Consider the following 12,671-nt stretch of genomic DNA (forward strand, 5'->3'; position numbering starts at 1 on the left):
ATTACACCCGCGCATCTTCCGCCCGCAGAGTAGGCGAAGCCCGCGGAGGTACCGCCTATGACGAACTTTGAAGAGCCCAAGCCGACCCGAATTTTGGTGGTCGATGACGAGTCAAGCGCACGCTCTGCACTCAGCGAGCTGCTGCGCGAGGAAGGTTATGAAGTCCAGTCCGCCGCCGACGGTTACAAGGCGCTCGGACGCATCGACCAGTGGGAACCCGACGTCGTGATCACCGACGTCAAGATGCCCGGCCTCAACGGCCTCGAGCTCATATCCAAGCTTCGTGAACTCTACCCTGACGTCGCTGTCGTCGTGATGACGGCCTTCGGCTCGGTCGAGGGTGCCGTCGAGGCGCTCCACCTCGGCGCCGACGACTACCTCAGCAAGCCCGTCGACCTGCCGCAGCTGCTCATCGTCCTGCAGCGGGTCCTGCGACACCGCGCGCTGCAACGCGAGGCCCGGCACCTGCGCTCGGCGCTCGAGAGCCAGCGCGCCGACCAGCGCGCCGGCGTCATCGGCCAGTCGAAGGTGTTTCGTGACCTCCTCGGCCTCGCCCGTCAGGTCGCCGACTCTCCGGTGTCGGTGCTCGTCAGCGGCGAACGCGGCACCGGCAAGCAACACCTCGCGCGCCTGATCCATCAATGGAGCGGCCGCCGCGGCCCGTTCGTCAGCCTTCAGTGCAGCGGCTTCACCGACGAGGCCTGCGCGCGCGAGCTGTTCGGCGTGCGCGACGGCGGAGCCGTGCTGCGCGAGGGCCGGCTGGTCGAGGCCGACGGCGGCACGCTCTTCCTCGCCGACGTCGATGAGCTGCCCTCGGGCGTGCAGGCCGGCCTGCTGCGCTTCCTGCAGGACCGCGCGTTCTGCCGCGTCGGCGACGGCGAGCCGCTGCACGCCGATGTCCGCGTGATCGCGGCCACCAGCCACGAGCTCGGCGCGGCGGCCAAGGGCAGCAAGCTGCGCGAGGACCTGTACTACCGCCTCAACGTCGTCACCCTGCGCATGCCGTCGCTGCGCGAGCGCCGGGACGACATCCCGCTGCTGGCGATGTACTTCCTGCGCCAGTTCGCCGCCCAGGCGCACCGACCCGTGGTCGGCTTCAGCGAGCGCGCCCTGGGCGTGCTGCTCGGGTGCGACTGGCCCGGCAACATCCGTCAGCTCGAGAACAGCGTCGAGCGGGCGGTGGTGCTCGCGCGCGGGGCGGAGATCGAGCCGCGCGACCTGCCGCGCGAGCTGATGTCGAAGATGCGCGGCGACGACTCTGCGCCCGTGATCCCCGGGGCGTCGCTGCGAGAGATCGAGCGCTACGCCATCCTGCGGACGCTCGAGCACGTCGGCGGCAGCACCAGCAAGGCGGCCAAGATCCTCGGGATCTCGCCGCGCAAGATTCAGTACCGCCTCAACGAGTACCGCGTCGCTCCGCAGACGGGGATGCCCCCCGTGCCCCCGGAACCGCACGCGCACCGCGGCGCGCTGAAGTAGTCGCGCGGAACATCGAACCGAGGCGCGAGATCAAAGTTCGCGGAGACCTCGGGCTGTCTCGAGGGACAGGTCGAAATTCTCCGCCGCCGTCGCGCTCGTGCGCGTGCCTCCGCGCGTCCGGTGACGTCGTGGCAGCGTGCTACGATCTCGCCTTCGGAGGGTGAGATGAAGGAGATCGAAATTCGGATCGGCCGCGGTGACAAGGCCCCGCGCTTCGCCGCCGTCCTGGTCAAGTCGGGCAGCACGGCGACCCGCAGCTTCGAGCGGGCCCGCAGCGGCCCGGGCGTGCAGATCCACCTCACCGGCGAGCGCAACTACCACCTCGCCCTCGTCGCCGAGCCGTCAGCGGCCGACAGGGCGCTGCTGCGGTCGGCGGTCGGGCAGAAGATCCTGCTCGACTTCCCCGGCCGCCGCGTCGTCCGCCAGCGACTCGCCAGTCTCTCGGGACAGGGCCTTCAGGACAGGCCGGAGCCGCAGCTGGCGGCGCTCGATCTCACCGCCGGCATCCACGGCGCGGCCCCGCTGTTCCTGCTGCCCGGCGGCGAGCTGGCCGGCGACGCGGCCGGACCTGCTCCAAAGGACATGTCCGCTCTGCCGGTGTTCGTCGCCGCCGCGCGCTGGATCTCCGCGCGCCGGACCTCGACCTTCGAGTGCCTGTTCCCGCCGAGCGCGTTCTTCCCCGACGAGCCGCTGCGGGCCGAGCGGCTGACGCCGAGGCAGGCCGCGGCGCTGCTGCAGCAGGTCGAGGCGGTGCTGACCGCGGCCGCCCCGACCGGCCCGCACGCGGCGGTCGACGACGCGGTGCAGCTGCGCTCGGCGGCGCTGACCGTGCTGTCGCACGTGGTCGCGACGGTGCTCAAGGACCCGGACTTCCGCGCCGTCGCCGACGCGGCCGCCGAGCGCATCTTCCGGCTGGTCGACGAGGAGGCGGGCCCCGGCGGGCGCAGCGAGCTGCGGGCCCACGCCGTCTCGCTGCTGTCGTTGCGCGGCCCGGCCCTGCGCCCCGAGCAGCAGACCCGCGCCCAGGTGCTCCTGCGCTCGCTGTCGCGGCAGGCCCCGCCGTACGCCGAGATGACCGGGCCGTGGCGGTTCGCGCTGGCCTCGGCGCCCGAGTTCTTCCCCGGCGAGGTCGAGCTGCTGCAGACCAAGTACGACTTCACCAAGATCGCCGCCCCCGAGGGCGCCCCGCGGTCGCCGAATCCGTGGGGGGACGGCTACGTGGTGCTGCAGGCGCCGTTCGTCGGCAAGGGCGGGCGCGAGATCGTGGTGTTCGCCCGCACGGCCTCGCCGCGCGACGAGAACTCGGAGATGTCGCAGGAGTTCTTCTCCGGCCTCGTCGTCAGCCGCCACGCCAACCTCGGCGCGTACGACATGCGCGCCTCGGCGATCCAGACCCAGCAGGTCGGCTACAAGCTGATGATGAACTGCCAGTGCGCCGGGCTGACCACGCGCTTCGCCATCGCCCGCATGTTCCCCGACGCCGACATCTTCTCGAGCTGGGACTCGACGTACTTCCGCACCGGCGAGAACGACAAGGTGGTCGCGTCCGAGGGCATCGACTGCTTGGTGGCGATCCTGCGCGGCCTCGCCGAGGAGGAGGACTTCGCGGCGATCGATCAGCGGATCCGCAAGGCCCAGTGGCACCACCGCCAGAGCCGCACGCCCGACTTCGTGCAGTTCATCGGCCCCGCCCACCCGCTGGTGGTGGCGCGCTACCAGGACATCAACCGCGATGGCAAGGCCGACTACTACGACGGCTTCCTCGACTTCCGCCTGGTCGAGATCGCCGAGAGCCTCAAGGACTCGGCGCAGCCGCGCGACCCCGGGGCGTCGCCGTCGCAGATCAGCGGCGAGGCGGCGCGCGGGCTCGGCTGGGCCGCCGGCAGCCTCAACCGGGTCACGCAGTACTCTGAACTTTGGGACAGCTTGCCGGGCCAGGCCGAGATCCTCTACGCGTTCCGGGCCGGCGGCTTCTTCAGCGGCGCCGAACCGCCGCGCGACGTGCCGGCAGGCAAGGGCCCGCGCGGCGAGCTCGGTCGGTCGCCGGCGGTGGTCCGCTACGTCCGCGACCCGGCCGGCGACGCCCTGACCGCCGACGTGCTGTTCCACAGCCACCTCAGCCACAGCGCGCAGGAGCTGAAGCGGCTGCTCGTCGCCGCCGAGGCGTGGTGGCGGGCGATCGACCTCGGCTACCTGGCCGACGCGCCGCCGCTCGACACACCGCTCGGCCAGCGCGCCGGGCTCTTGCTGCTGCTCGCGGGCCTGCTCGAGTTCCCCGCCGACCAGAACTTCGTCGACGGTCTGTGGGAGATGGCGCTCGACATGTTGCTGCTGCCGCGGCTGTCCCGCTCGCTGGTCCGCCGCTGCAACAGCGACGAGGACCACAACAACGGCAACTACTACGGGTCGGTGCGAGGCATCCGCGAGCTCGTCGGCACCGCCGACGCGCCCGGCGGCGCGCTCAAGCAGGCCAACCCGGAGGCCTACGAGGAGCTGGCCTCGGCCGACCCTGCCGTCGGCCGGGCTCGGCCGCTCGGCGAGGTCGCCCAGGCCGCGGGGGCGTGAGGCGGTTGCGCGCGGCGCCGCCCGAGTGGCAGGCCGGCGTCGCGCCGTCGCCCGAGCTGTCCGCAGGGACCTGCTCTTTCAGCAATGTCCCTGCGAGCAGGTGCGGGCCGGCGTCACGCCGGCGCGCCGTCGCCCGAGCTGTCCGCAGGGACCTGCTCGTCCGGCAATGTCCCTGCGACCAGGTGCTCCAGCCAGCCGGCCAAGCGCGGCCCGGCGAGCGCGTGGCCGAGGTGGTGGCGCAGCTCGGCCTCGACCGCGCCGCGCCAGGCCTCGACCTCGCCCGAGCCGGCCAGCAGCTCACCCACGGTGACGTCGCCGAGGCCGGCGACCACCTCCGCGAGGACGGCCTCGATCTCGGCGGGTAGGCGGTCCCACTTGGCCAGGGCGGCCAGGGCGGCGTGGATGTCGGCCGCGACCACGGCCGGGTCGAGCTTGACGAGCTCGACGTGCAGGGCCGACTCCGGCAGGTCGAGCAGCGAGGCCAGCACGTCGGCGCGGAAGGCCGCGCCCTCGCCGGCGTGCCTGGGGTCGCTGACGCGATCGACGATCATGTCGATCACGCGGCCGACGGCGCCGTCGACGAAGCCGCGCACGCGATCCTCGACCGAGGCGTCGAGCCCGACCACGGAGGCGACGCCCTTGGCGACGCCGAACAGCTTCGAGGTGACGCCGGCGCCGGGGATCTTGCTGGTGTCCGGCAAGATCGAGCCGACCTTCTTGGCGAAGTCCAGCAGCGTGGTGTGGAGGATCGTGCGCGACAGGTCGCGCACGGTGGCCTGATCGACGAGGGCGCGCACGAGCAGCGGGCTCGGCGTGAAGGGCCGGCGGACCACGGCGCGCAGCAGCGGCAGCAGATCGCCCGGCAGCCGCGCGCGCACGGTGCCCGGCCGCGGCCGGATCCGCCCCAAAGCGTCGCGCAGGCGCTGCTCGAGCCAGGCCGCGTGCCCGGGCGCGGCGGCGACGGCCTGCAGGCCGGTGACGAGCAGCGGGGTCAGCCGTACGGGATCGACGAAGCGGCGCGCCGGCGCAGCGAGGACCTCGTCGACCAGCAGCGCAGCCAGCGCGGCGAGGTAGCGCGGCTCGTCGCGCAGTCGCGCGAGGAGGGCAGGGACGTGGGGCACGCCGGCCCTATACCAAGCTTCCTGCACCGGGGATACGCTGGTTCTCACGACGCGCTGCGCCGAAGTCTCGCCGAGACCCGGCCCTGACAACGCGCGTTGTCCCGCCGCCATGCACAGTCGCAACGTCGAGATCAAGAGCCCCTGCCACGAGTCGTGGGACGCCATGCACGGCGATGACGAGCGCCGCTTCTGCGATGTCTGCGCCAAACACGTGCACAACCTCTCGGCCATGAGCCGGCAGGCCGCCACCGATCTCCTGCAGACGCACAAGGGCGAGCACCTGTGCGTCCGCTACTCGAACCAGGAGGACGGCCGGATCGCGTTCCGCGACACCGTCCCGGTGTCTCGCCTCCGCCCGGTGCGGACCGCCTTCGCGGCGATGATGCTGGCCGCCTGCACCCCGTACGGGGACGGACCGCCGATCCAGGACATCGGCGACATCGCCATCGAGGCGATGGCCCGCGACGCCAAGCCCTCGCCCGAGGGCGGCTGCGAGGTCCAGACCGGGCCCTTCACCACCATGCACTTCCCCGCGGGCCACGAGGTCTGCAAGAACGTGGTCGACCTCGGGGTCCAGATCCGTCCGCCTCAGCCCCCGCCCGTGCCCCAGACGGTGCCGACGATGGGCGAAGCGCCGATCGCCGTCGACCCGCCGCCGCCGCCGCCGGTGACGGAGGAGTTGATGGGCAAGGTGGCGCCGATCGAGCAGCCGAAGATGGGCGAGGCGATGCCCGAGGTGAAGGAGCCGTGCGACCCGCAGCCCGGCTTCGCCCCGCCGCCGCCGCTGCAGATGGGCCAGGCGCTGGTCCCGGCGGTCGCGCCCCCGCCGGACAAGACGGAGGCGTTGATGGGCGACATCGTCGCCGACCTGCCGCCGCCGCCGCCCGAGCCGGAGCGGATGGGCCGGATCGCCCCGGCGAAGACCGGCACCGCGAAGGTCGTCGACGACCGCTGAGCCGCGCTGGAACGACAGAGGGCATGGCTCGTCGGCCATGCCCTTTCATTCATGCCAGTTCGGACATGTCCGAATCGCCAGGCGAATGGGCGCTCGTGCATGTTGCCCGCGCTTCGAGCGACAGCGACGCGGGGTCCAGTCGCGGCGACCATGCGCCGAGCGGCGGAGGCGCATCAACGCTGGTGTCGACCGCGCCCTTCGATCCTTTCGCGCCTGACGAGTGACGGAGAACAGGCGAGGGAGCGGCCACGAGCTCGCCTCGCAGGTGCTCAAGAGAGGGCCGCCACCGGCTCCTTCGATGTCACCGCTCGAGGGCTGAGGCGGCGCGGTCCGCCGCTCCTGCCTCGTTCGGCCGCGAGTGACCGCCGTGCATGCGACGAGCTACATGGCGAATCAGCCATGCCCTCAAGGCCATGCCCGCAAGGCCATGGCCGAGACGACAGGTCCTCAGGAACCGGCGGTGAAGTCCTCGCGGTTGCTGTCCCACCAGGCCTGCCAGGCGCGCAGCGCCAGATCGCGGCTACGGCGGTCGCCCTCGGCGGGGAACGGGATCCGCTGGCCGGTGATCCGCGCCAGCTCGTCGGCGGCCCAGCGGCGCACGGCCTCGTCGCGGTGGCGCAGGCCGTCGATGACCCACTCGATGCGCGGCTCCTGGCCGTGCTCGGCGTACCAGGCGCGCCAGCGCTGGGCGCGGTAGCCGTGGTGCTTGGCGGTGATCGAGCACAGGGCCTCGAGCGCGGCCTCGCGGACGTGCTTGTCGCGGACGGCCAGGAGGTCGATGAGGCGCGGCACGGCCAGCGTGTCGCGCAGGGTCCCGGCGGCCTCGACGGCGAGCAGCTGGCGGTCGCGCTCCTGGCTGTCGAGCTCCGCGCGGATCTCGGCGGCCACGGCCGCGAAGTCGGGCACGCGGCTGTAGGACTCGAGCACGCGGGTGGCGATCAGCCGCACGTCGGGGTCGGAGTCGAACGCGAGCTCGCCGAGCGGCCGCAGGCACCGCGGGTCGCGCAGCTCCTGGAACAGGAAGGCGGCGTAGAAGCGGATCTGCGGGCGCACGCTGGCGAACAGGGCGAGCACGTGCGGGCTGACCGCGTGCCCCAGCTCGACGCACGCGCGCAGCAGCGGGCCGTGGGCGCTCGGCGGCGGGAAGTTGGTCGCGTTGGCGAGATCGATGGGCCCCGGGAAGCGGGCGGCGAGGCGGGCCAGGCCGCGCTCGTCCAGCGCCCGCAGCCGCGAGACGCTGGTCCACTCGGCCGGGTTCTGCAAGAAGTCCTCGATCACCGCGTCGATCTCGCGATCGCTGAGGGCCCCGGCCGGGGCAGCGTCGGCGACCGCGGCCGACTCGTCGGGGTCGTCGGCCGCGGGCGCCGGGCCGGCGGCGGCCTTCGCGGCCGCAGTCTCCGCTGCGGGCCGGTCTTCGGCGACATGCTCGGCGGCCTGTGCTTCGGACCCGGTCGCATCGGACATGTCCTTGACGACATGTTCTGAAGAGCTGGTCGCGGCCTCGTCGTCGGCCTCCGCGTCGCGCACCAGCCGCGGCATGGTCAGGGCGTCGGTCGGGGCCTCGGGTCGCGGCTCGTTCTTGCCGCGCCGCCGGCCGCTGCGCGGGCCGATCAGGGTGGTCGGCATCGACAGCGTCGGACCCCCCTCGGCCTCGTCGGGGTCGCTGCGCCGGGCCATCGGGTGAGGCGTGGCAGTGAGCCCGCTCGAGCGCCGCAGCGTCTTCGGGATCACCAGCACCGGCTCCTCCTCGACCGGCGCGGGGGTGCGGCGGCGTCGGCCCGCGCCGGCCGAGCCCGGCGGAGCGATGAGGTTGGGGATCAGGGTCTCGGGCGGGACGGCGGCGTCGAGCGGCGGGATGTCGAGGACGGTCTTGGCGTCGGGCGCGGCGCGGGTCTCGACCAGCAGCGGCGCGTGCGTCGGCGGGGGCGAGAGGTCGAGGATCGTCGGGGTGTCGGAGGCGGCGCGCGGCCAGTCGTCGAACTCGTCGCGCGCGGCCCCGCGCGCGGCCTCCTCGATGAGGACCCGCGGCGCGCCCGGCAGCGTCGAGGCCGGGTCGTGGTCGGCGCGGGCGTCGCCTCCGGTGGCGGCGGCCCGCAGCGCGGCGGCCACCGGCAGCGGATCCTCGATGCCCGAGGACTCGGCGGCGGCGATCCAGCCGGGCATGTCGGGCTGCGGGGGGGAGGCCGGCGGCGTAGAGGGAGTGTCCGTATGGCCATGTCCGAAAGTGCCTGGTCGATCGGACAGATCAATGGTGACCGTCGGGACCGTGGCCGGCTTGGAGAACATGGCGGCGAAGCGGGCCACGAGCGGGCTGTCCTGGCCGTTCTCGGGGCCGAGGGGCACCGGCACCGGCGCGAGGCCGAGGCCGGGACCGTCGCGGCGCGCGGGCTGGTCGTCGGGCTCCGGCTCGTCGTCGAGCTCCGAGTCCTCGTAGTCCTCCTCGGTCGCGGCGGGCGGCTCCTCGACGAGCGACTGGGCCCGCACGAAGGTGGAGCTCTCGGCGCGTATCGGCAGCGGGGTCACCGTGGCCGGCTCGTCGCGCCGGATCGGGTTTTTTAAAGTGATGACTGCGCGCCCGCGGCTGCTGCTGCGCCCCCGCGAACGGCCGGCCGCGGTGGTGCTGTCCCCAAAGCCAGGTTCTCCGGAGACGCCGCCGGTGGTCGGCGCGACCGCGGCCTCGGGCTCCTCGCTGTCGGCCGGCGCAGCGGGCTCGGCGGCGGCCGCCGCGGGGACGGGGCTGGGCGAGGGGCTGTCCTCTGGTTCAGGTGGCGTCGTGGCCGGCGGGTCGCTGTCGTCGACGGTGACGATCGGGCTGGCCAGGTGCGGCCGCACCGAGGGGCGCGAGCGGTCGGCCGGACCGGCGCCGGGCGTGCCGCCGGGGACCACCCAGCCGAGCAGCCGCAGCAGCGCCTCGAGGCTCTGCCGGGCGGTGTCGCACAACTCGCGCAGGACGGTCCGCTCGCGCGGATCGAAGGCGACGCCGGCGCGGTCGACGTAGAGCATGAGGACGGTGCGACCGCCGGCGAGCACCGGCTCGAAGACGCAGGGGATCCCGAGCGGCTGGCCGACCGCGAACGACAGGCTCGGCTCGATCAGGAGGTGCAGCGGGCCCTGGCCGGAGACGGCGCGATCGAGCAGGCCACCCTCGGGCAGCGGGATCACGAGGCCCTCGGCCAGACGCAGGGCGCTGCCGGGCGCCGACAGGACGCGCAGGCCCTCGCGCTTGACGCCGAACAGGGCCACGCGCGGGGCGATCAGCGCGGACGCCCGCACCAGCGCCTCGGTGATCCGGTCGCGCTCGCGGGCGGTCGCGAGGGCGGACCGCGCGGCGTCGAGTCGCTGGGCCAGAGTCATGACCATCGGCTGCGGCGGCGCCGGCGGCCTCCGCGTCGAGGGCTCGACGAGGCCGTCGCCGCTCGCGTGACCGGCGGTCTCTTCGGAGCTGGTCGAAGGGACAGGTGTTCCCGGGGCGATCAGCGAGCGGGCGATGACGTGGGCAGCGGAGGGCTCGCCGGAGCTGGTCGAAGGGACAGGTGCGCCCGGGCGGGCGACGACGTGGCTGGCGGAGGGCTCGTCGGCGCGGGTCGAGGGGACCGGTGTGCTCGAGCGAGCGACGACGTGGCTCGCGGAAGGCTCGTCGGCGCGGGTCGAAGGGACAGGTGTGCTCGAGCGAGCGACGACGTGGCTCGCGGAGGGCTCGTCGGCGCGGGTCGAGGGGACCGGCGGGTTCGAGCGGGCGACGACGTGGCTCGCGGAAGGCTCGTCGGCGCGGGGCGAGGGGGCCGGTGGGTTCGAGCGGGCGACGACGGGGCTCGCGGAAGGTTCGTCAGCGCGGGGCGAGGGGGCCGGCGTGCTCGACGTGATGGTCGAGTGGGCGACGCCGTTGCTCGGGCCGTGAGGGGCGGGCGCCGTGGGCGCGGCGCCGACCGGGATGCCGACGAGGGTTCGCCTGTCCGGATGGCCAGATGATGTGTTCGAAGAGCCAGGCGCTCCCGAGGCCGCGGCGCCTCCCGGCCGGGTCGTCGGCACCGGCGGCAGGATGATGAGCGGGGTGTCGGGCGCGATCGCCAGCGCCGACAGCGAGACGCCGCCGTCGGCCGCCCCGTCGAAGCCCCGCGGGGCGATCAGGGGCGCATCGGGGGCGACCGGGACGGCGTCGAGAGGCATCCGCGGCCGGACAGGCGTCGGCGCAGCGCCGGCTGGGTCGGCCGCGGACTCGGGCGCGCGCGAGTCGTAAGCCGCCGTCTGCCGGTTGGCGGCCGGAGCCGCGGGAGTGGGGGCGGGTTCGGCGTGGCTGGCCGAGGGCTCGTCGGCTGTCGAGCTGGAGGACCGGGGCGCCGGATGGCTGTCCGAAGAGACAGGCGTCGAGCCGGTCGCGTCGTTCGCCGCGCGCGACGCCTCCGTGTCGCGCGCGCCGGACTCGTGGCCCGCGGCTCGCTCGACAGCTGGGCGGCCCTCGCGGCCGGGCGCCGACGAGGTTTCCGTCGCGGCGGGATGGGTGCTGTCCTCGAGGACAGGTTTCGCGGCTGCGGTGCTGTCCTCGCGACCAGGCGCGCCAGGGATCGCGGTGACATCGGACCTGTCCGCGGAGACAGGTGTGGAGCCGGCGAGGCCGCCGGTCGCGACCTGCTCGGCGCGGGCCGCCGCGCTCGCGGCGTCCTTCACCGTCGGCGGGGCCGATTCGGCGGTCGCGGCCGGGCGCGGCCGGATGCTCGAGTCGTCCGCGAAGTCGTCGGAACCCTCGCGCGACTGGACGGAGCGGTCCTCAGAAACAGCTGCGGCTGGCGTGCCCGACCGGAGGCGCTCCGCGGCCTCGATCGACCGGAGCAGCGAGCTCGACGGCGCGTCCGTCGCGGCTGCAGCCTCGTTGGCGGGGCTCGACGGCGCGGCGGCTCCGGTGGCCCGCGCCGCGACGCTCGGCCCGGACATCGCGGCCGGTCGCGGGCCGGCCAGCTGCCGGTCGGCGGGGATCGGCACGTCCGCCGCGTCGGCCAGCGACAGGGAGGCGCCTGCCGCCTGCCTGTCCGCGGGGACAGGTGCATCGGCGAGGCGGGCGGCGACTTGCGCCGGGTCCTGCCTGTCCTTGAGGACATGTTCGTCCGCGCGCGGAGCCTCGGCCTCTCGCCTGTCCGCGGAATCATCGGCCGGCGACGCGGCGGAGCCCTCGGCCGGCGACGGGGCAGGGGCCTGGCGGTCGGTGACGGCCGGGCGCGCGCCGGCGACGTCTGTGCCTGCCGCATGCCCGTCCGCGGCGGTCGCTCCTCGTGAATCGCTCGGATGGCTGTCCGCAGGGACAGCGGCGCCCGCAGCTCCGGCGCCGAGCCCCTGCATGTCTGCAAGGACAGGTGCATCCGCCGCTCGCGCGTCGGCCTGCCTGTCCGCGGGGACAGCCGCGCCGGCGCCTGCGGCCTCGGGCTGCCTGTCCGCAGGGACAGGTACCTCGCTCGCCGCGGACGTGCCGGCGCCCGGCACGAGGCTGATGGTGATGGAGGCGCTGCGCAGCGCCTCGAGGTAGTCGAGCAGGATCAGCGCGTAGCGCGGCGCGAGGATCGAGCCGGTGCGCTCGGCGGCGATCTTGGCCAGGCAGCACTCGGGCGCGACTACCGGGTAGAAGCCGCGGACCATCCGGTACAGCTGGCCGAGCTTGGCGTCGGGCAGGTCGGGGTGGACGGCGACGATCAGGCGGCCGTCCTCTTGCGCGAGGGGCATGGCCCAGCCGATGTCGACCAGGTCTCTCGGGACATGTTCCCAGGGACGGATCGGCCCGCGCTCGAGCAGCCGCACGGGCGCGCCCGGGAGGCCGCACGCGCTCTGCAGCAGGGCGTCGAGCTGCAGCGGGGTCATCAGCCCGAGCTCGAGGATCGCGGTGTCGAGGCTGCCGCCGGCCTGCTGTTGCCGCCGGCTCGCGGCCTCGAGATCGGCGCGCGACAGCGGACCGTTGGCTTCGAGGTGGCGCAGGAGGAGGCTCACTGTTCCCTCACGACGTAGGTGCCTGTCAGGTAGTCGTGGAAGGCCCGCTTCTCGCGGTCGAAGGCCATCCACAGCGAGCCGAGGCCGCCGGGCACCAGGCCGACGGCGGTGCCCGCGAACCGCACCGTCGCGCGCACCGGGCCGACCTTGCCGCCGGCGCGGTGGACCACGCGGATCCCGGTGAGCTTCTGTCCGGGTGTCCTTCCGGACAGGGCGATGAAGAGCACGAAGTAGAACGCGACCATCACCAGGAGCGGCGCCAGCCACACCAGGATCTCGAGCGGCGCGACGGTCAAGAGCTGCAAGAGACCGGCCCACGAGAAGCCGCCGCGCACCGGGCTGGCCTCGCCGAGCACGCGCTGCAGGCCGAGGTGCAGCGGGCCGGCGGTGACGAGCAGGATCGCCGCGTCGACCACCGCGGCGGCCAGGCGCCGCCAGAAGCCGGCGACGCGCACCGGCACCAGCGCTTGCCCGCACGCCGGACACGTCGGCCGCCCGTCCTTGACGAGACCGATGTCCAGCGCCGCGTCGCAGCTCGGACACGGTGCGGGTCGCTCCTTGCGGGTCCAGAACGCCATCGG

The 12,671-nt window shown here is 74.0% G+C and carries 6 protein-coding genes; 3 read left to right on the forward strand and 3 right to left on the reverse strand.

What is annotated here, in order from left to right; all coding sequences use genetic code 11:
* The first annotated feature begins 57 nt into the window (after positions 1–57).
* A complete protein-coding gene (locus O0S08_RS18740) occupies positions 58–1,479 on the forward strand; it encodes a sigma-54-dependent transcriptional regulator (protein WP_269040549.1) in 1,422 nt (473 codons plus the stop codon).
* Between the two features lie 165 nt (positions 1,480–1,644).
* Positions 1,645–4,044 carry a hypothetical protein gene (locus tag O0S08_RS18745; protein ID WP_269040550.1) on the forward strand — a complete coding sequence of 800 codons (2,400 nt, stop codon included), beginning with the start codon at positions 1,645–1,647 and terminating at the stop codon, positions 4,042–4,044.
* 113 nt (positions 4,045–4,157) lie between these two features.
* Here O0S08_RS18745 and O0S08_RS18750 read toward each other — a convergent pair whose 3' ends face one another.
* Positions 4,158–5,165, reverse strand: a complete 1,008-nt coding sequence (locus O0S08_RS18750; protein ID WP_269040551.1) for a hypothetical protein — start codon at positions 5,163–5,165, stop codon at positions 4,158–4,160.
* A gap of 109 nt (positions 5,166–5,274) precedes the next feature.
* Between O0S08_RS18750 and O0S08_RS18755 the strand changes: the two genes are divergently transcribed.
* Entirely contained in the window at positions 5,275–6,120 is an 846-nt protein-coding gene (locus O0S08_RS18755; RefSeq protein ID WP_269040552.1) for a hypothetical protein, read from the forward strand.
* Positions 6,121–6,567: 447 nt separating this feature from the next.
* Here the strand turns inward: O0S08_RS18755 and O0S08_RS18760 are convergent, their stop codons facing one another.
* Complete coding sequence (locus tag O0S08_RS18760; protein WP_269040553.1) at positions 6,568–12,090, reverse strand: hypothetical protein; 5,523 nt, start codon at positions 12,088–12,090, stop codon at positions 6,568–6,570.
* Positions 12,087–12,668 carry an RDD family protein gene (locus O0S08_RS18765; RefSeq protein WP_269040554.1) on the reverse strand — a complete coding sequence of 194 codons (582 nt, stop codon included), beginning with the start codon at positions 12,666–12,668 and terminating at the stop codon, positions 12,087–12,089. Before O0S08_RS18765 ends, O0S08_RS18760 begins: the two co-directional genes overlap by 4 nt.
* Between the last annotated feature and the right edge of the window lie 3 nt (positions 12,669–12,671).

This window comes from Nannocystis punicea, from assembly GCF_026965555.1.
GTDB classification, from domain to species: Bacteria; Myxococcota_A; Polyangia; order Nannocystales; family Nannocystaceae; genus Nannocystis; species Nannocystis punicea.